Annotated in this window: 21 protein-coding genes; 11 read left to right on the forward strand and 10 right to left on the reverse strand. The window is 62.7% G+C overall.

Annotation, left to right across the window (positions count from 1 at the left end; all coding sequences use genetic code 11):
• Positions 1-42: 42 nt before the first annotated feature.
• The gene (locus J3D60_RS08690; RefSeq protein ID WP_065941863.1) at positions 43-372 is read right to left on the reverse strand and encodes a DHCW motif cupin fold protein; all 330 of its coding nucleotides are present in this window, start codon (positions 370-372) and stop codon (positions 43-45) included.
• Between the two features lie 140 nt (positions 373-512).
• On the opposite strand from J3D60_RS08690, the gene J3D60_RS08695 reads away from it, so the two are divergent.
• Positions 513-998 (forward strand): HIT family protein, encoded by a 486-nt coding sequence (locus tag J3D60_RS08695; RefSeq protein WP_253490945.1) that lies wholly within the window; start codon positions 513-515, stop codon positions 996-998.
• Here the strand turns inward: J3D60_RS08695 and J3D60_RS08700 are convergent.
• On the reverse strand, positions 992-1,462 hold the full coding sequence (locus tag J3D60_RS08700) for a GNAT family N-acetyltransferase (protein WP_253490947.1): 471 nt from the start codon (positions 1,460-1,462) through the stop codon (positions 992-994). The two genes, J3D60_RS08695 and J3D60_RS08700, sit on opposite strands and share 7 nt — an antisense overlap.
• Positions 1,463-1,796: 334 nt before the next feature.
• Between J3D60_RS08700 and J3D60_RS08705 the strand changes: the two genes are divergently transcribed.
• Together J3D60_RS08705 and J3D60_RS08710 are read left to right on the forward strand one after the other, a co-directional pair.
• Positions 1,797-2,288, forward strand: a complete 492-nt coding sequence (locus J3D60_RS08705; protein ID WP_141155308.1) for a GNAT family N-acetyltransferase — start codon at positions 1,797-1,799, stop codon at positions 2,286-2,288.
• Between the two features lie 18 nt (positions 2,289-2,306).
• Positions 2,307-2,732: an N-acetyltransferase gene (locus tag J3D60_RS08710; RefSeq protein ID WP_253490949.1), complete on the forward strand. Its 426-nt coding sequence runs from the start codon at positions 2,307-2,309 to the stop codon at positions 2,730-2,732.
• 59 nt (positions 2,733-2,791) lie between these two features.
• Here the strand turns inward: J3D60_RS08710 and J3D60_RS08715 are convergent, their stop codons facing one another.
• The gene (locus J3D60_RS08715) at positions 2,792-3,997 is read right to left on the reverse strand and encodes a YgcG family protein (RefSeq protein ID WP_253490951.1); all 1,206 of its coding nucleotides are present in this window, start codon (positions 3,995-3,997) and stop codon (positions 2,792-2,794) included.
• Between the two features lie 128 nt (positions 3,998-4,125).
• Between J3D60_RS08715 and J3D60_RS08720 the strand changes: the two genes are divergently transcribed.
• The gene (locus J3D60_RS08720) at positions 4,126-4,941 is read left to right on the forward strand and encodes an alpha/beta fold hydrolase (protein WP_253490953.1); all 816 of its coding nucleotides are present in this window, start codon (positions 4,126-4,128) and stop codon (positions 4,939-4,941) included.
• Positions 4,931-6,073, forward strand: coding sequence for a PAS domain-containing sensor histidine kinase (locus tag J3D60_RS08725; RefSeq protein WP_253490954.1), 1,143 nt, complete (start codon positions 4,931-4,933; stop codon positions 6,071-6,073). Before J3D60_RS08720 ends, J3D60_RS08725 begins: the two co-directional genes overlap by 11 nt.
• Here the strand turns inward: J3D60_RS08725 and dapF are convergent.
• A complete protein-coding gene (gene dapF, locus J3D60_RS08730) occupies positions 6,061-6,864 on the reverse strand; it encodes a diaminopimelate epimerase (protein ID WP_253490956.1) in 804 nt (267 codons plus the stop codon). The genes J3D60_RS08725 and dapF overlap by 13 nt on opposite strands.
• 74 nt (positions 6,865-6,938) lie before the next feature.
• Between dapF and J3D60_RS08735 the strand changes: the two genes are divergently transcribed.
• Positions 6,939-7,442 (forward strand): AAA family ATPase, encoded by a 504-nt coding sequence (locus tag J3D60_RS08735; protein ID WP_253490958.1) that lies wholly within the window; start codon positions 6,939-6,941, stop codon positions 7,440-7,442.
• Here J3D60_RS08735 and J3D60_RS08740 read toward each other — a convergent pair.
• On the reverse strand, positions 7,439-9,040 hold the full coding sequence (locus J3D60_RS08740) for a murein L,D-transpeptidase (protein WP_253490960.1): 1,602 nt from the start codon (positions 9,038-9,040) through the stop codon (positions 7,439-7,441). The two genes, J3D60_RS08735 and J3D60_RS08740, sit on opposite strands and share 4 nt — an antisense overlap.
• A gap of 39 nt (positions 9,041-9,079) precedes the next feature.
• Between J3D60_RS08740 and J3D60_RS08745 the strand changes: the two genes are divergently transcribed.
• Positions 9,080-9,793, forward strand: coding sequence for a murein L,D-transpeptidase catalytic domain family protein (locus J3D60_RS08745; RefSeq protein ID WP_092490136.1), 714 nt, complete (start codon positions 9,080-9,082; stop codon positions 9,791-9,793).
• 30 nt (positions 9,794-9,823) lie between these two features.
• Positions 9,824-10,570 carry a creatininase family protein gene (locus J3D60_RS08750; RefSeq protein WP_253490962.1) on the forward strand — a complete coding sequence of 249 codons (747 nt, stop codon included), beginning with the start codon at positions 9,824-9,826 and terminating at the stop codon, positions 10,568-10,570.
• Positions 10,571-10,620: 50 nt separating this feature from the next.
• Here the strand turns inward: J3D60_RS08750 and J3D60_RS08755 are convergent, their stop codons facing one another.
• Both J3D60_RS08755 and J3D60_RS08760 read right to left on the reverse strand, forming a co-directional pair.
• A complete protein-coding gene (locus tag J3D60_RS08755; protein ID WP_253490965.1) occupies positions 10,621-10,953 on the reverse strand; it encodes a hypothetical protein in 333 nt (110 codons plus the stop codon).
• A 34-nt stretch (positions 10,954-10,987) separates the two neighbouring features.
• Positions 10,988-11,632, reverse strand: coding sequence for an ATPase (locus tag J3D60_RS08760; protein WP_253490967.1), 645 nt, complete (start codon positions 11,630-11,632; stop codon positions 10,988-10,990).
• A gap of 132 nt (positions 11,633-11,764) precedes the next feature.
• On the opposite strand from J3D60_RS08760, the gene J3D60_RS08765 reads away from it, so the two are divergent.
• Complete coding sequence (locus tag J3D60_RS08765) at positions 11,765-12,037, forward strand: hypothetical protein (RefSeq protein ID WP_065941850.1); 273 nt, start codon at positions 11,765-11,767, stop codon at positions 12,035-12,037.
• On the opposite strand, the gene yfcF is transcribed toward J3D60_RS08765, so the two are convergent.
• Positions 12,012-12,644 (reverse strand): glutathione transferase, encoded by a 633-nt coding sequence (gene yfcF, locus J3D60_RS08770; RefSeq protein WP_065941849.1) that lies wholly within the window; start codon positions 12,642-12,644, stop codon positions 12,012-12,014. The two genes, J3D60_RS08765 and yfcF, sit on opposite strands and share 26 nt — an antisense overlap.
• 96 nt (positions 12,645-12,740) lie before the next feature.
• Positions 12,741-13,277, reverse strand: coding sequence for a DUF924 family protein (locus J3D60_RS08775; RefSeq protein WP_108572762.1), 537 nt, complete (start codon positions 13,275-13,277; stop codon positions 12,741-12,743).
• Between the two features lie 120 nt (positions 13,278-13,397).
• Between J3D60_RS08775 and J3D60_RS08780 the strand changes: the two genes are divergently transcribed.
• Entirely contained in the window at positions 13,398-14,552 is a 1,155-nt protein-coding gene (locus J3D60_RS08780) for a DUF1624 domain-containing protein (protein WP_253490969.1), read from the forward strand.
• 171 nt (positions 14,553-14,723) lie between these two features.
• On the opposite strand, the gene metE is transcribed toward J3D60_RS08780, so the two are convergent.
• Positions 14,724-17,012, reverse strand: coding sequence for a 5-methyltetrahydropteroyltriglutamate--homocysteine S-methyltransferase (gene metE, locus J3D60_RS08785; RefSeq protein WP_253490971.1), 2,289 nt, complete (start codon positions 17,010-17,012; stop codon positions 14,724-14,726).
• Positions 17,013-17,205: 193 nt separating this feature from the next.
• Between metE and J3D60_RS08790 the strand changes: the two genes are divergently transcribed.
• Positions 17,206-18,849: a sensor domain-containing diguanylate cyclase gene (locus J3D60_RS08790; RefSeq protein ID WP_253490973.1), complete on the forward strand. Its 1,644-nt coding sequence runs from the start codon at positions 17,206-17,208 to the stop codon at positions 18,847-18,849.
• Positions 18,850-18,905 lie beyond the last annotated feature (56 nt).

An 18,905-nucleotide genomic window follows, 5' to 3' on the forward strand; every position in this document is an offset into this window, starting at 1 on the left:
CTGTGGTGAGTGAGCTTGTTCCCTCACCACAAAGGTCCCCCTTCAATCCACGATAAATAGCTTCGCCCCGACACTCGTCGAGGAACGATGCGCCTCCATGTCATTGCCCACCTGGTAACTCATCCCGGCCGTCAGCGTGAACCGGCGGCCGTCTTCCAGCTCGGTGTGCAACTCGCCTTCCAGGCACAGCAGCACATGCCCGCGCCGGCACCAGTGATCGGCCAGGTAGCCGGGGCTGTAATCCACCCTGCGCACGCGGGTAGTGCCGAAGTGGCAGGTGCGCCATGAAGCACTGCCGCTGATGCCGGGGTGAAACTCGGGTTCGACGGTGGACCAGTCGGTGATGCCAAACGGGACAGCGGTGAGTTCCATGGAGTGCTCGGTCGTGGGTGGTCGTAACGGGAGGCTATCGGGCTGAGGCTGCATGGGGTAGACACAGATCCGGCGGTTTTATGGGATACAGGCGTGCGTGCTTGTTATCCTGTCGACCTTGCTCCCAAGGACGCGCACTGATGCAGATCGACCCCGCCTACATCCTGTTTGAGACCGAGCATTGGTTGCTCAACCATCACCTGGCTTCGAAGCTGCCGGGTTACCTGGTACTGGGCGCCAAGGCGCCGATTGACTCCCTCGCCGATATGCCGGAGGCAGCGTTGGCCGAACTGGGTGGACTGCTGGCGAAAACCCAGCGGGTCATGGAGGCGCAACTCAAGCCCAAGTGGTTGTATATCAGCCGCTATGGGCATCTGCCGGGGTTCCCGCTGCACTTTCATTTCATCCCGGTGTATGACTGGGTGGAAGATGCGTTCTGGCGTGATGAGCGTTATCGGCGGTTGCAGGATTTGGGTTCCCAGGACCTGGCAAAAACCCTCACCGATGGTGCGGAACTGACGCTGTTTGTGTGGCGGGAGTTTGGTGAGCGCCTGATCCCACCGGTGATCCACGGGCCTTCAGTCGCGCAGGTTATCGGCAACTTGCGCGTGCATTTGCGTCACTGATGCAGCTGTTTTTTCATCGGAATACACGCCAACTGCAACCCCGACGGCGAGTGATAAATCGCCTGTTCATCGCCCACGTAGCCGCACGCGCGATAAAAACTCGCGGCATTCAACGTCGCGTCCAGCACCACCTCTTCAATCGCCAGTTCCCGCGCGACCTGCTCAAGGTGATCCAGCATCGCCTTGCCATACCCGCACCCGATAAACGCGGGCAACACGAACAGCGCGCCGACTTCGTTGTTGGCCGGGTCGAGCATGCCAGTGGCGATCGGCTCACCGTTCAACCAGCCCAGGTAGAACGGTTTGTCCATCAGCGCGCTGTAGCCGTCCTCGGCCTTGCCACGGGTCCAGAGCGCCATTTGTTCAGCGGTGTAGGCACCGATGCATTGGCTGCGAATGGCTGCGCGACGGATGTCAAAAGCGGCGTTGGCGTCGGTGGGGGTGGCGCGTTTTATTTCCAGCATGGGTCCTTCCTTCATGGATTTCCGTTGCCCGCCCGGGTGAATGAATAACGGAGGTGAGGGCGCTTGCTCCCGCTTTGGCGGGCTCCACACTGCCTCTTGAATGCCGTGCCCCTGACCAACATACATCGAAAACAGCACCCACCACCAAGCCTGGCGCAGACAAAACTGTGGGAGGGGGCTTGCCCCCGATAGCGGTGGATCAGTTATAGATGGGCTGATTGACACGCCGCCATCGGGGGCAAGCCCCCTCCCACAATTTCGATCTGTGTTCTGCGCAGAGTCCCAGCAAGGCCGTTATGATGTGGCCTTTCGCTCAACGCCCCAGGAAACGCCCATGCCCGCCCTCACCTTACGCAACGCCCTCCCCGCTGACGCCGCCCGTTGCTACGAGATTGAAATCACCGCCTACGAGGGCGACGAAGCCGCGACCCTGGAAAAGATCGCCACGCGCATTGCCCTATACCCGCAAGGCTTCCTGATCCTGGAAGCCGATGGCGAGGTGGTGGGTTTTATCAACGGCGGCTGCGCCCATGAAGTGGTGATGTCGGACGAGGCATTCAAGGAACTGGTGGGGCATTCGGCCGAGGCGCCGAATGTGGTGATCATGTCGGTGGTGGTCGACCCGGCGCATCAGGGCAAGGGTTATTCCAAGGTGCTGATGACCGAGTTCGTGCAGCGCATGCACGCCATGGGCAAGCGCACGATTCACCTGATGTGCAAGGAACAGCATGTGCCGTTGTACACCCGCATGGGCTACACCTATGTCCAGCCGTCACCCTCGGATCATGGCGGCATGGCCTGGCATGAAATGCTGATGACGCTTTAACCCACGGAGGGTTTTGCAATGACCGCAGCGCTTATTGAAGTCAGCGACCAGGCCAATCCCGACGCCGAGCGTATTCTCGGCAACGGCCTGGCGGCGTTCAACGAAGGTATCGCCGGCTACAACGACCGCCTGCCACTGACGGTATTGCTCAAGGATCCCGACACCCGGCAGATCATCGGCGGCATCACCGGCAAAACCACCTTGGGCATGGCCTTCCTCGACCTGTTCCACCTGCCCGAGGCCCTGCGCGGCACAGGCCTGGGCAGCCGGTTGCTGCACGCCTTTGAGCACGAAGCCCGGCGTCGCGGCTGCGCGAACGCGGTGCTCTATACCCTCAGTTTTCAGGCACCGGGCTTTTATGAAAAACATGGGTGGGTGCGGTTCGGGGAGGTCCCGTGTGAACCGGCAGGCAGCAGTCGCGTGTTTCTGTCCAAGCGGCTGTAACGTCCAGGACTTTGCCAGGCAGCCGTTTGCAACCTGGCATCACGCCGAACAACCGCCGATTACCAACTCCCCGACGCCCCGCCACCGCCACTGGAACCACCGCCCCCCGAGGAACTGCTGCTGGAGCTGGAGCCGCTGGAACCCGAACCGGAGCCACCACCCGAGCCGGACCCCGAGCCGGAACTGGCGATGCTCTGCACAAACACGATAAACGCCACAAAGGAGGCCACTGGAATCGCCACGATCCAGCCCTGATACCCGTGCCCCAGCAGCATCCCCGCAGCGACGTAGATGGCCATGACCGCCAGCGCACGCAGGAGGAAAAAGCGCGGGCGCTTTTTCCAGGATGCCCTGATGACGAAGAACAACCCGAGGTACAAGCCCAGCACCAGCGCCGCGCCAAACGGCCACACCAGCCAATGGATATAACTGACTTCCACGAACCGGTTGGCGATCACCACTCCGGCGATGTAGGCCAACAGCCCTATCACGCAGTAGAACGCCGTGCGCGCCAGCCATAAGGCGCCGAAGGTGGCGCCGCCGATCAGGAGGGTCAGCGGCAGTACCAGCAGGTAAATCGGCCATTCCCGGCCACCGGCGAATGCCACCAGCGCCACGGTAACGGCTGCCGTGGCGATCAGCGCCCCACGCCAGCCGAGCTTGCGCGCCGCGACCAGCACGCCGCCGACGGCACCGCACACGAACGCCAGCAACACCGCAAGCGCCTCAAGACTGCCGCCCTGCCCGGCCACTTGCGGCAAGTCACCGCCATCCACCAGGACAACCAGGTCGTTCACGCCCTGCTCGACACCGCCGGCATAGTCGCCCTGGCGAAAGGCCGGGGTGATGTGTTCTTCAATAATCCGGTGGGCCAGCAGGTCGGTGACCGTGCCCTCCAGGCCGTATCCGACTTCGATGCGCACCTTGCGATCATCCTTGGCCACCACCAGCAGGATGCCGTCGTTGACATCCTTGCGTCCCAGTTTCCAGGCGCGGAACAGCTGGTTGGCGTAGTCCTCGATGCTCGCGCCACGGGTGGTGGGCACCAGCAACACCGCGACCTGCGCGCCTTTGCGCTGCTCAAGGGCGGCGAGTTGGTCTTGCAGACGGGTGGTGGTACCGGCGTCGAGGGTGTTGGTGAGGTCGATCACCCGCTGGTCGAGGGCCACGCCGATGGGCGACGTCTCGGCCTGGGCGGTGATAAACAGGCCGGCGGACATCAATACCAGCAGACTCAAGACGGATTGCCGCAACCACCGCATCATGTTTGTTACCTGAAGTTTCTTCCTGAAGGCGCCGACTTTACCCTATCGGCGCTATAACGCGTGACCCAAAGCCATCGACTATCTAAACTGCAGCACACCTAGCAATACGCCATAACTTCGAGATCCCCATGGGCCTACTCCAGCGCAACAACGTCAACGTGATGGGTAACGGGCCCTCGACCCTGGTGTTTTCCCATGGTTTTGGCTGCAACCAGGCCATGTGGAACTACCTCGCGCCGCAGTTCAAAGAGCGTTTTCGCGTGGTGATGTATGACCTGACGGGCGCCGGCCTGTCCGACCTCAACGCCTTTGACAAGGCCAAGTACAGCGCGCTGGACGGCTATGCCCGCGACTTGAACGAGATCATCGAGGCCTTTGCCGAGGGCCCGGTCATCCTGGTGGGGCACTCGGTCAGTGCCATGATCGGCACCCTCGCCGACCGCTTGGCCCCCGGGCGTGTCGCCGCCCATGTGATGATCGGCCCGTCGCCACGCTATATCGATGACGATGGCTACGTGGGCGGTTTCAAGCGCGCCGACATCGACGACCTGCTCGACACCCTCGACAGCAACTACCTCGGCTGGTCCAGCGCCATGGCCCCGGTGATCATGGGTGCCCCCGGCCAACCGGCGCTGAGCGACGAGTTGACCGAGAGTTTCTGCCGCACCGAGCCGGAGATCGCCAGGCAGTTCGCGCGCGTGACCTTTATGTCGGACAACCGCCAGGATGTGATCGGCCTGCCCACCCCGGTGCTGATCCTGCAATCGAGTGACGACCTGATCGCCCCGGTGGCCGTGGGTGAATACCTGCACAGCGTGCTGCCCAACAGCACCTATTGCCTGGTAGACAACGTCGGCCATTGCCCGCACATGAGTGCGCCGCAGGCCTGCGCGGCGGCCATGGATGCCTTCCTGGCGCCGTGGATGGCAGCACGTGCCGGCTGATCTGTTCGACAGCGCCGCCTGCGCCCTGGCTGTCACCACGGAAGAGGGCACGATCCTGCAGGCCAACGCACGCTTCAGCGACTGGCTGGGGTTCAGCATCGCCGAGCTGCAGGGCCGGCGCTTCCAGGACCTGCTGAGCATGGGCGGGAGGATCTTCCACCAGACCCACCTGACGCCCATGCTGCGCATGCACGGCAGCGTTACCGAGGTGAAGCTGGACCTGCTGCACCGCGATGGCCACAAGCTGACCGTGCTGCTCAACGGCAACAAACGCGAACAGGCCGACTCTGTGGTGTACGACCTGGCGCTGTTCGGCACCACCGACCGCGACAAGTACGAGCGCGAGCTGCTCAACGCGCGCCACCTGGCCGAAGCGCTGTTGCAGGAAAAAACCGCCACCGAAATCGCGCTGCAACAAGCCCAGGCCGAACTGAACGAGGCCTACGCCATCGCCCAGCGTCGCGCTCTGTTTGCCGAGCAGATGGTCGCGATTGTCAGCCATGACCTGAAAAATCCGCTCACGGCGATCCGCATGGCCTCGGACTTTCTCAGCCGTGGCGAACGCACGCCCAAGGAGCGCCAACTGCTGGGGCACATCGGCCAGTCCTCCGAGCGCGCGCAACGCATGATCGCCGACCTGCTGGACTTTACCCAGGCACGGGTCGGCCAGGGCATCACCATCAAGGCGGCGCCGCTGGACCTGCACGAGGTGATCCATCGCGCGGTGGACGAACTGCGCGTGGCGTTCCCCAAGGCAACCCTGGAGCATCAAGCACAAGGCAGCGGCGACGCCTGCCTGGATGCCGATCGCGTGCAGCAGATCATCGGCAACCTGGTGGCCAACAGCGTGGCCTATGGCGACCCGCAACGGCCGATCACCATCACCTCGCGCCTGGGTGCCGGCGCTTGCGAAGTGGCGGTGCACAACCACGGCACGGCGATTCCGGCAGGTTTGCTGGCCGGGCTGTTCGAGCCCATGACCCGTGGCACCGACCAGGGCAGCGACGTGCGCAGCGTGGGCCTGGGCCTGTATATCGTGCGGGAGTTGGCCAAGGTCCATGGCGGCGATGTGGCGGTGAGTTCCTGTGCCACGGCCGGCACCACCTTCACGGTGACATTTCAGAACAGGTAGGCGCTGCCCTGCATGATCGGTTCCACACTGCCCGTCAACACCACACCGCCCTGCCCGTCCCAGTGCACCGTGACCGTACCGCCGTCGCACTGCACCTGCACCGTGGCGTCCAGCAAGCCACGACGGATGCCATTGACCACCGCGCCGCAGCAGCACGAACCGGAACCCAACGGCACGCCGCCGCCACGCTCCCAGATGCGCAGGCGGATATGCCCACGGTCGAGCACCTGCACGAAATGCACATTGGTCCTGGCCGGGAACAGCGGGTGAATTTCCAGCGCCGGGCCGACGGCGGCCGGATCGATGGCGTTGATGTCGGCCACAAAAAACGTGCAATGGGGGTTGCCCATGCTGCACGCCGCCGGGTTGCCCGCCAGCGGTAACGTACCCGTATCCATGGCCTCGGCCAGCGGCACGGCCGACCAGTCCAGCGACGGCTCACCCATGTTGACCGACACTTGACGATCCGCTACCCGCACGCAGGTCAGCAGGCCCCGGTCGGTGCGCAGCACAACCGAATCGCTGCGGGTTTCATGCATCAAGCGGTCGGCCACCCCACGCGTGGCGCTGCCACAGGCTTGCAGCGGCGTGCCGTTGGGGTTCCAGAACTTGACGCGCGCGGCGGCGTCTTCGCAGTCGAGCATCACGGCCAATTGATTAAAGCCGATACCGGTGTGGCGATTGCCCAGGCGGCGGGCGACCTCGGGGGTGACAGGGTCGTCCAGGCCACGGCGGTCGATGATGATGAAATCGTCGCCGTGGGCGTGCATTTTTGTGAACGGCAAGGTCATGGGCTGTCCTGGGGTCGACCGGTGGGGGAACTGGAGGATACCCTGAACCGACCCAAGCTTATCGAGAGTCAAGCATGCTTATCGTCTTCAGCGGCCTGCCCGGCACCGGCAAAACCACGATTGCCCGCGAGTTGGCGCGCCAGACCGGTGCGGTTTACCTGCGCATCGATGTGATCGAACAGGCGATTCGCGACGCGGGCGTATTGGCGGGTGATGTCGGTGCCAGCGGTTACGGCGTGGCGAATGCGCTGGCGCTGAGTAACTTGCAGTTGGGTCATAGGGTAGTGGCCGATTGCGTGAACCCGGTACAGGAAAGCCGGGCAGCCTGGACAGCCACGGCCGCGACAGCAGGCGTGGCGCTGTTCAATATTCAGGTGGTGTGTATGGATGCGCAGGAACACCGGCGCCGGGTGGAAACCCGTACGGGCGACATTCCTGGGTTGACGCCGCCGACTTGGCAGTCGGTATCGACGCACGAATACGAGCGCTGGGGCCAACCCGTGTTGACCCTGGACACGGCCTCCGTGACAGCTACCGAGGCCGTCGCGTCAATCGTCGCCCACACGGCAATGCCCTAGAGCACACTCCCCATCGCCTTCATCAACACCAGGTCGCGCCCATAAATATCCGGCGCATACACCAGGTCACCCTGGCCGTCGACCTGCACCGTCCAGTAGCCCAACAACACAGGCACCGGGGTGGCCAGCCGGAATTCATGGGTCACGCCGGTGGCCAGCAGTTCATCGGTGCGCGCGCGTTCGGCCGGGCTGACCAGCAGGTCGCGCAGCAGCAGCGGTTGTTCGACCCTCACGCAACCGGAGCTGAACGCGCGCGGGCCCTTGGTGAACAGCGGTTGGCTGGGGGTGTCGTGCAGGTACACCGAGTACGGGTTGGGGAAGCGCATCACGATCTTGCCCAGAGGGTTGCGCGGGCCCGCTTCCTGGCGCAGCAGGATATTGCCGGGGCGCGCCCAGTCGATATTTTCCGGCGCCAGCGGGTGGCCTTCGGCGTCGAGCACTTGCAGGTTCTGCTGGCGCAGGTATTCGGGGTTGAGGCGGATGGCCGGGAGTTTATCCTCGCGCATGATGGTGGGCGGGATGGTCCAGGTGGGGTTGAGGGTCAGCCGGGTGATGCGAGATTTGAGCAGGGGCGTCTGGCGTTCGGCGCGGCCCACTTGCAGGCGGGTCTGCCACACCGGGATACCGCTCTGGTACACGCTCAGCTGCGCGGCGGCCACATTGACCAGTACGCCTTCGGGCTCCAGGTCCTGGGCCAGCCAGCGGAAACGCTCGAGGTTGATGCGCAATTGTTCGCGGCGCATGGCCGGGCTGATATTGAGTTCGGCCACGGTACCGGCACCGATCACGCCGTCCGATTGCAGGGAGTGGCTGAGCTGGAAGGCCTTCACCGCCGCGACCAGTTCCGGACCGTATTGTTTGCCCGCGCCCTTGGGTTCGACAGACAGGTAGCCACCGCTGTGGAGCCGACGGGCGAGTTCCGGGACGCGCGGGTCGTCCATGCCGGGACGCAATAACGGGCCGCTGCCGACCGGATCCCAATGGGGCAAGGGTTGCAGGCGCACCGTGGAATAGGCGTTGCGCAGGCTGCGGTACAGGTCGGCGCTGGGGCGCGCCTGGTCAAAGGCTTGCGCCATGTTTTGCAGGCCGAGGGCCGCGAGGGCCAGCACTTCGGTGTCGGGGTCGCGGGTGGGCGGCTGCGAATGCCACAGCGGTTCGAAGCGCGATTGCTGCAGGCGCCCGTAATGCAGATCCTGCAGGGCTTGCAGGTAGTGCTGGCTGATGTCGATGTCGCTGCACAGCACATTGGCCATGGCATCCGCCGCAGGCAGACTATAGTGGGTGGGGTCGAGCCCGTCATCGGCGAGCAGCTGCAATTGGGCGTGCAGTGCCTCGCGGCGATCGTTGGCGGACCACAGCGGCCCATTACCCTGCTGCTGGTAGAACGCTTGCAGGCGCAGTTGGGCGGCGGCGTCTATCTGCGCGGCAAGACTGGGGCAGACACCCGGCAGTTGCGCCAGTGCCTGTTGCAGCGGGGCCAGTTCGACCGGCGCCGGCGTGGTGACCGGCAATGGCTCGACCGGCAGTACGTCGGCTGTGGCGACCAATGGTGCAACGAGCAGGCAAATGCTCAAGTAACATGCGTGTTTTTTGAACAATAGCTTTGCTCCAATCCACAGTGGGGGGATGTACTGTAGATGCTGACTTTTATATGCCGCCTCGGTTTGGTCACCGTGGGCCTGGCTTTACTGAGCACTATTACGCTCGCCGCCAATGGCAACCCTCCTTCCTTGTATAGCAGCCTGGCGCGCTCGGCTCCAGAACTCAATCCCACGGTACTGAAAAGCGCCCTGAACGCCGTGCAATGCGCCGTCAATAATGGCGAGGAACGCTCCGAGCGCCTGGCCGTGATTGACTATTCCCAACCTTCAACCGCCCGTCGGCTGTGGATCTTCGACCTGCGCAAGAAAACCCTGGTGCTGCGCGACCTGGTGGCCCACGGCGCAAAGTCCGGGGAAAACTTCGCCACCCAATTCTCCAATCTGGAAGGCAGCCATCAATCCAGCCTGGGCCTGTTCCGCACCCAGGAAAGCTACCTGGGCACCCATGGCTACTCGCTGCGCATGGACGGCCTGGAGCCGGGGTTCAATGACCAGGCCCGCGACCGCGCCATCGTGATTCACGCCGCCGACTACGTCAGCCCGTTGTGGAGCAAGCGCGAAGGCCGCATCGGCCGCAGCCAGGGTTGCCCGGCCGTGCGCCCGCAGGTGGCACGCCAGGTGGTGGACAAGCTCAAGGATGGGCAGTTCATGTTTTCGTGGTACCCCGACCAACGCTGGTTGAAGTCCTCGACGTACCTCAATTGCAAACCCCAGCAGGTGGCGAGTAGTCGTACAATCCGTGGCGGTTAGCCTGTCCCCACAGATAAAAGAGAGCTTCGCATGCTTCTACATCAATCGACCTGGATCGAGATCGGGCAGTTCCTGGAACGCAGCCGCACGGTGGTGATCCCCATCGGCTCCAACGAACAACACGGCCCCACCGGCCTGCTGGGCACCGACTGGATGTGCCCGGAAATCATCGCCCATGAGGCGCAAAAGAACGCCGACATCCTCATCGGCCCGACCTTCAATATCGGCATGGCCCAGCACCACCTGGGTTTCCCTGGCACCATTTCCCTGCGCCCTTCCACCTTTATCGCTGCGATCGGCGACTGGGTGCGCTCGCTGGCCGGGCATGGTTTCGACAAGATCCTGTTTCTGAACGGCCACGGCGGCAATATCGCCACAATTGAAGCGGCGTTTTCCGAGCTGTACGCCGAGGCGAGCTTCGGCCGCCGCCCTGCCGGGTTTGCGTTGAAGCTGGTGAACTGGTGGGACCTGGAAGGCGTCACTGACCTGGCGCACCGCCAATTCCCGGTAGGCCATGGCAGCCATGCGACGCCTTCGGAAATCGCGGTGACGCAGTGGGCGTACCCGGACGCGATCAAATCGGCCGACTACTCCCCGCAGATCGCCAACACCGGGCCGATCCGTGAGGCCCTGGACTTCCGCGCCCGCTTCCCCGACGGGCGCATGGGCTCGGACCCGGCGCTGGCGACGGTGCAGAAAGGTGGGGAATTGGTGGCGCTGGCGGCTCAAGGGCTGGTGAAAACGGTTAACAGCTTCAGCAACGAAGCCAGACCTTAGGCCTTATGCAGATTCAAATGTGGGAGGGGGCTTGCTCCCTCCCACATTGGTTATTTGCAGTCCTGCGCCACCTGTTCAAGCCGCGACGGCGTAATGGTTGACGCCAGCGGCTTGCGCTCGTACAAAAACACCTTGCCGCCGTCCCCCGCCTTGTAGACCTCCAGCACGTCATCGGCGGCAATCTTGCTGGTCAACACCAGCCTGGCGTGGCGCGAGTTCTGGGTCACCGTCGACGTGATCCCGTGCTTTTCCAGCTTGGGAAGCAGACATTGCACATAGGCTTCCGGGCTCTTGCCGGTTTGCAGGGTCAAGGTCGGATTATTGGGGGCGGAAACACAACCGGCCAGCAACAGGGTCGCGACCGGTACGAAAAAAGAGCGCATGAAAAAATCCCGAGTCTAAAAATAAAGGTTCACATCAACCCGCGCGAACCAGCGCCTTGAGCGAGGCATCGAACTGCTTCAACGCATCGAGCTGCACATCCCGCTGCTGCTCGATCCGCGCGGCAATCTCCGGTGCGGCCTTGTCGTGCACCCACACCGAGGGCACCTGCCTGTGCACCGAGCCTTGGGCCTTGGCGATGTATTGCAGGTTCGCGTCATAAAACCGTGCGATAAAACGCGCTTCGACCTGATCGTTGCGCTGGGTCAGCAATTGGTTATGGGTATCGAGCATCACCACCACATCGGGGCGAGCCTGCACCAGGGCATCCAGGTTGTCGTAGACCGTCACCGACAAAAAGGTTCCCTGCAGCGAGCCCATCAACCAATCAATGGCCAGTTCCGGGTCGGAGCTGTTGACGAACGCCTCGCGGATACGTGCGTCAAGGGCATCCCTGGCGCCGTTCAAGGCCATGTCGTGGTAGCGTTCGAGGTAGCTGAGGTTGTCGCGGGTGTTATCGCTTAACAACACACCCACCGATTGCGCATGCTGCAGGGAGTCTACGCTACCGACGATAGGTAGCAAATGGCCTGCACGCAACTCATCAGCGATCGCTGCGTTGTTGACGATCACAGTGCCCAGCATCAGCATCATTAAACCCAGCTGAATCAACGTCCTCATCGCGCATTTCCTTGAACAGCGTCTCGATGCAGGCGATTTTGCGCTTTTCCTGAAAAAACAGAACTTGCGTTGCATGATGGTGACTATTATCTGAACCGATAGTGCTCACATAAAACCTATAAGGACCACGCCATGAAGCCCCACCAGAAAACCTTCGACCGCATCCGCGAAGCCGTCTTGCCGGAGTTTCGCGAACGGGTCGCCGATTACCTGCTCGACTATGAACAGGTACTGCTGGATGAGGCGTCGGAGGCCGACCAGGTGCACGCCAGTGCCCAGCAGTTGCGCGGCTACCTGCGTGGTTTGAACACCACGCGAGTGCTGGGCATGGCCGATTGGGAAGACCTGGACCGGCGCGTCATGCAGATGACGGCCAGCGCTACAGCGCAGGACGTTGCAGGTTGATCCACGCCTGCACGGACGGCCGGCGCCACTGGCGCTGCGCATAGGCCACCAGCTCGGCAGGTACGCTGTCGCCGTTGAGAATCAGGCGATTGAGCATCACCGCCAGGTCCACGTCAGCAATGCACCACTCACCGAACAAGTACGAAGGGTTGCCCGCCAACAGCACCTGTGCAGCACTGATCAAGCGCCGGGCTGCCCCTTGGGCGTTGGCTGACAACGGCGGCATTTTCTGCCCATAAAACACCACCAGGGTCGAACGCTCCTGGCGAATCGGCAGCAAATCACTGCGCAACCACGCCTGCACCTGTCGTGCCCTCGCCCGCTGCTTGGGATCGGCCGGGTACACGGCTGTCTCGGGGTAGGCCTGGTCCAGGTATTCGGTAATCGCGGAGGATTCCGACAGGGCAAAATCGCCTTCCAACAGGGTCGGCACGCGCTGGGTCACGGATAGCTGGGCAAAGTCGGCCGTCTGGTTCTGCGCGGCGTCGAGGTCCAGGGTGACCAGGTCGAAGGCCAGGCCTTTTTCCCGCAGGGTGACGAACACCGACATCGCGTACGGGCTGGTGTAGAGCGAATCAACGTAGAGGCGCAACGGGGGCTGGTTCATAACGGGGCTCCTTGGGTGAAGCCCTACGCTACGAGATGCGCGCCGAGAAAGACAATGCGCGGTTTTTATGGGGGCATTCCCGGGCGGAATAGCGGGTTAACCGGCAAACCCGCCCTTGTCCAGAAAGGCGCGCTCTTCATCCGTGGTGACCCTGGCCAGCACCGCATTGCGATGGGGAAAACGCCCGAAGCGCTCGATGATCTGCGCGTGTTCCTTGGCCCAGCGGTAAGTGTTGGCATCCAGTTGCTGATTGAGGGTCAGGGAGCGTTGCTGGTCCTTTGGGTCTTCCGAGTGTTCGAACGGCAAATAACAGAACGCGCGCAATGCCGGCTCCACCTGCTGGTCGAGCCCGGCGTCCACCATGCGCTGGGCGTACAGGCGCGCCAGCGGGTCGGTGGCGAACATGTGCGCGGTGCCGCGAAAGGCGTTGCGTGGGTATTGGTCGAGCAGGATCAGCAAGGCCAAGGCGCCTTCGGCTGAATCCAGCCAGCTTTCCAGCTCGCGCCGGGCGGCTTGCAGGTGGGTGGCGTGGAAGGTGTCGCGGAAGGTGGCGTCGAACCCATCGTCCTTGGCGAACCAGCGTTTGGGGCCGGCGTGCTGCCAGAAGTCGATGACGGTTTGAGGGGTGCTCATGCTCAGGGTCTCCGGGTGTGAGTTCACTGAAGGTATCAGAAGCGGGATCAACGGAGGGCAACGCGTTGATTAATGTTATAGGATAACGCCAATTTTCCGCCCTGCCCTGTGATTCCGCCCATGACCGATGCCGTTCCCCTGCGCCAACGCCTGCTCTCCATCGACGCCCTGCGCGGCCTGGTGATCCTGTTCATGCTGCTCGACCACGTGCGCGAAACCTTCCTGCTGCATCGGCAAGTCAGCGACCCGATGAGCATCGACAGCACCGAGCCCGCGCTGTTTATCAGCCGCACCCTCGCCCACCTGTGCGCGCCGGTGTTTGTGTTGCTCACGGGGTTATCCGCGTTTTTATACGGCCAGAAATACCAGGGCCGCGGCGATGTGTCGGCGTTCCTGTTCAAGCGCGGGTTGTTCCTGGTGGTGCTGGAGTTCACCCTGGTCAACTTCGCCTGGACCTTCCAGTTGCCGCCCAGCGTGATCTATCTACAGGTGATCTGGGCGATTGGCATCAGCATGCTCGCCCTCGCCGCCCTGGTGTGGTTGCCGCGCCCGCTGTTGATCGTGCTGGCGCTGGCGATCATCGGCGGGCACAACCTGCTGGATGGCCTGCACTTCGACCCAGGCTCGGCGCTGCATATTCCGTGGACGATCCTGCATGAACGCAGTTGGATTGACGTGTCCGATAGCCTGCGCCTGCGCACGACCTACCCGGTACTGCCGTGGATCGGCGTGATTGCCCTGGGTTACGGCCTGGGACCGTGGTTTGCCAATGCCACACTGCCCGCCGTGCGCCAGCGGTATTTGCTGCTCGGCGGCTTGGGTGCGTTGCTGGGGTTTGTGCTGTTGCGTGGGCTCAATGGCTACGGCGAGAAACCCTGGCAGGCATATGACAACGGCGTGCAGACGCTGATGAGCTTTTTCAATGTCACCAAGTACCCGCCTTCGCTGCTGTTCCTGGCGTTGACCCTGGGCATTGGACTGTTGCTGTTGCTGGCATTTGAACGCGCGGGGCATCGACGCTGGATCGGCGTGTTGGCGGTGTTTGGGTCCGTGCCGATGTTCTTTTACCTGCTGCATCTTTATGGGCTGAAAGTGCTGTATGTCGCCTGTGTCGCGCTGCTTGGCCTGAACCAGGGCAACTACTTTGGCTTCGAGAGTATCGGTGCGGTGTGGCTGGTGGCGTTGGTGTTGCCCCTGGCGCTCTACCCGCCGGTACGCTGGTTCGCCGGGCTCAAGGCCCGCCGCCGCGACCTGGCCTGGCTCAAATACCTCTAATCTGACACAGATCCAAATGTGGGAGCTCGCCCATACTCATCGTGGCATAGGTATCTACACAATTTTCAGAGACTGGCGAGTTCCCCTGTGGAGATTTGTCAGAGGCTGAAAAGCTGTGTAGATACCCATGGCTATCGGGGGCAAGCCCCCCCTCCCACGTTTTTTACGATATCAAGCCAACTCAGCGCGTAGCTGGCGAGCCGCGATGACCATATGAATCAACGCCGCCTCCGTCTCCGGCCACCCCCGCGTCTTCAACCCGCAATCCGGGTTCACCCACAAGCGCTGGGCAGGAATCCGTTTCGCCGCCTTGCGCAACAGGTTGGCCATTTCCGAGGCATCCGGCACCCGTGGCGAGTGGATGTCGTAGACGCCCGGGCCGATGTCGTTGGGGTAGGCGAAGGCTTCGAACGCGTCCAGCAACTCCATGTCCGAGCGCGAGGTCTCGATGGTGATCACGTCGGCATCCATGGCCGCGATGGACTCGATCACATCGTTGAATTCGCTGTAGCACATGTGCGTGTGGATCTGGGTTTCATCGCGCACGCCCGAGGCGCACAGGCGGAACACTTCGGTGGCCCAGTCCAGGTAGTGCTGCCACTGTGCCTGGCGCAACGGCAAGCCTTCGCGGAACGCGGCTTCGTCGATCTGCACGATCTGGATGCCAGCAGCTTCCAGGTCGACCACTTCGTCGCGAATCGCCAGGGCCAGTTGCCGCGCCTGCACTTCGCGGCTCACGTCTTCGCGGGGGAACGACCACATCAGCATGGTCACAGGTCCCGTCAGCATGCCCTTCATCACCTTGCGGGTCAGGCCCTGGGCGTAGCGGATCCACTCCACCGTCATCGCCTTCGGGCGGCTCAGGTCGCCGAAGATCACCGCCGGTTTCACGCAACGCGAACCGTAGCTCTGCACCCAGCCGAAGCGGGTAAATACGTAGCCATCCAGTTGCTCGGCGAAGTACTCGACCATGTCGTTACGCTCGGCTTCACCGTGCACCAGCACGTCCAGGCCGAGGTTTTCCTGCACCTCGACGGCGTGACGAATCTCGCTGTGCATGGCTTCGACGTATTCGGCCTGGCTCAACTTGCCCTGTTTGTAGGACTGCCGCGCCAGGCGGATCGAGGCGGTTTGCGGGAAGGAACCGATGGTGGTGGTCGGAAACAGCGGCAGGTTCAGGCCCGCACGTTGTTTCTCGATACGCTGGGTAAACGGCGACTTACGCTGGCTGTCCTGTCGGGTAATCGCCGCCACCCGCGCTTGTACCGCAGGCTTGTGGATACGCGGCGAGGCAGCGCGGGCCGCTTGCGCGGCACGACTTTCGGCCAGGGCAGCGAGGACGTTGGGCGCTTCAGGCTGGTTGACGGCTTGCGCCAGCACCGCCACTTCGGCGCACTTCTGCACAGCGAACGCCAGCCAGCTTTTCAGCTCGGCATCCAACTGGTCTTCACGGCCCAGGTCCACCGGGCTGTGCAGCAAGGAGCAGGACGGCGCCACCCACAGGCGATCGCCCAATTTCTCATGGGCGTGCTGCAAGGTGGCCAGGGCGTTTTCCAGGTCGCAACGCCAGACGTTACGGCCGTTGACCACGCCCAGGGACAGCACTTTATAAGCCGGCAGGCGGTCGAGAATAGTCGGATACTGCTCCGGCGCGCGCACCAGGTCGATGTGCAGGCCATCCACCGGCAGGTTCGCAGCCAGGCCGAGGTTCTCTTCCAGGCCACCGAAGTAGGTCGCCACCAGCTTTTTCAGCGGGTCGCGCTGGATCAGGTTGTAGGCACGCTCGAACGCGTTCTTCCATTCCTGCGGCAGGTCGAGGACCAGGATCGGCTCGTCGATCTGCACCCATTCCACGCCGAGGTCGGCCAGGCGCTGGAAGATCTGGCCGTATAACGGCAGCAGGCGCTCAAGCAGGTCGAGCTTGTCGAAATTAGCCCCCTTGGCCTTGCCCAGCCACAGGTAGGTCAGCGGGCCGATCACCACCGGCTTGACGGTATGGCCCAGGTCGCGAGCTTCCTGCACCTCTTCGAACAACTGCTCCCAACCCAGGTGGAATTGCTGGTCGGCACTGAATTCAGGCACCAGGTAGTGGTAGTTGGTATCGAACCACTTGGTCATTTCCTGGGCATGGGCACCGCCGCAGCAGCTGTCGCTGACGCCACGAGCCATGCCGAACAGGGTGTCGAGGGTGGCCTGGCCATCGGCCGGACGAAAACGCTCGGGGATCACACCGAACATCAGCGAGTGGGTCAGCACCTGGTCGTACCAGGCAAAATCACCGGCGGGCAGCAACTCGATACCGGCCTGCTTTTGCAGGTCCCAATGGGCCTTGCGTAGTTCACGGCCGATGGCACGCAGGCCGGCTTCGTCCAACTCGCCCCTCCAGAACGCTTCCTGCGCTTTTTTCAGTTCACGATCGCGTCCAATGCGCGGAAATCCGAGGGAATGAGCGACTGCCATGACTTACAACTCCACTGTAGGTATTCAATGGCAGCCATTGTCGGCACACGAGAATAGTGAGACAAACTCATTTTATTCCAGATGATCACAAGATCTGCTCATGTTACCAGCAGTGAATAGATCAACCTATTGCTGGTCGCGTCTCCTCTATTACGCATACCATGGCCCCAAACAACCATTCAAATGAGCACCCATGATCAAAGCCAGCCTGCGTAGTCACCTCACCCTGTGGTTTGCCGGGTTGTCGCTGCTCATTTTGTTGAGCGTGGGTTTCTATGTGGGGCATATCGCCACCGAGCAGATGAAACAGGCCAGTGCCAATACGCTGTTGAGCACTGCGCGCTCGACGGCGGCGCTGCTGGCCGTGCAATTGCGCGAACGGCAGTTGGAAGTGTCCTTGCTCAGCAAGGCCCCGCTGTTTCGCCGTGGCGACCTGGATGCGCCGGACATCCTGGCCTTGATGGAACTGCGCACCCAATCGCGCGCCGAGTACGCGTGGATGGGGGTTGCCGACGCCGACGGGCGTGTGCGCCAGGCGGTCAATGGGCTGCTGGTCAATCAATCGGTGCAGCAACGCCCCTGGTTCCAGGCCGGCCTGCGCGGTGAGTACACCGGCGATCCCCACGAGGCAGTGCTGCTGGCCAAACTGCTGCCGGGGGCGACGAATGGCGAGCCGCTGCGCTTTATCGACTTTGCCGCGCCGATTCGCAATGCCAGCGGCGACACGATTGGCGTGCTGGGCGCCCATGCCCACTGGCGCTGGGTGACGCAGATTGTCGCGTCCGCCGTGACGCAAAAAGACGCCCTCCCCGATATCGAGGCCTTGATTGTCGACTTCGATGGCAAGGTGCTTTACCCCGAAGCCCTCGCCGGTGAGCAGATGCCTAAAGACAAGCTGGTCCCGTCAACCGGCTGGTTCACAGACAACGGCTACGTCACCGCCTCCGTCGCCGTCCCAAGCCCATCCAATGCCAGGATGAACTGGTACATCATGGTGCGCCAGCCGTTGGACGTAGCCCTGCAACCGGCGCGCAGCCTGCTGTACAAATTGCTCGTGCTCGGCTTGCTCGCGGCGATCACTTTTGTAGTGGCCGCGTATTACCTCGCCTCCTCCCTCAGCCGTCCCATCGAGCGCCTGGCCAAGTCCGCCAAACAGGTGCAGGACCATCAGCCCGGCGCGGTCTTCCCCCAGGAACACCCGGTGCTGGAGATTGCCCAACTGGGGCAATCGCTCACCGGCATGACGCAATCGCTGCTCGCCAAGGAACGTGAACTGCAAGACGCCAACGCCTCCCTGGAAGCCACCGTGGCGCAACGCACCGCCGACCTCACCCAGGCCAACGCCGACCTGCTCAAGCTGGCCACCCACGACGCCCTCACCGGCGTGTTCAACCGGCGCCGCTTCGATGAAAAACTCGCCGAGAACAGCCTGTTGTTCCAGCGCACCGGCCGCACCTTCGCCCTGCTGCTGATCGACGCCGACTATTTCAAGCGCGTCAACGATACCTACGGCCATGCCGTTGGCGATGATGTGCTGTGCCAACTTGCGGTGCTGATAGAAAGCACTACGCGCGCCACCGACTTCGTTGCCCGTTATGGCGGAGAAGAATTCGCCGTGCTGCTGCCGGAAGTCGAAGAGCCGGACAGCCCTGACGTGGTCGCCGAAAAGATCCGTGTGGCTGTCGAGGCGGCAGTCTTTCCAAGCGTGGGTCGCCTGACCGTGAGTATCGGCGTGGGCGTGGCCGAGCCTTCTGACCGCGACTCCCTGGCATTGCTCAAGCGCGCGGACATGCGCTTGTATGAGGCCAAGGGCGCGGGCAGGAACCGGGTGGCGTGAGCACGCCCCCCCCTGTAGGAGCGAGCTTGCTCGCGAAGAACCCAAGGACACCGCTG

This window comes from Pseudomonas sp. S3E17, from assembly GCF_024168685.1.
In the GTDB taxonomy this organism is placed as follows: domain Bacteria; phylum Pseudomonadota; class Gammaproteobacteria; order Pseudomonadales; family Pseudomonadaceae; genus Aquipseudomonas; species Aquipseudomonas marginalis.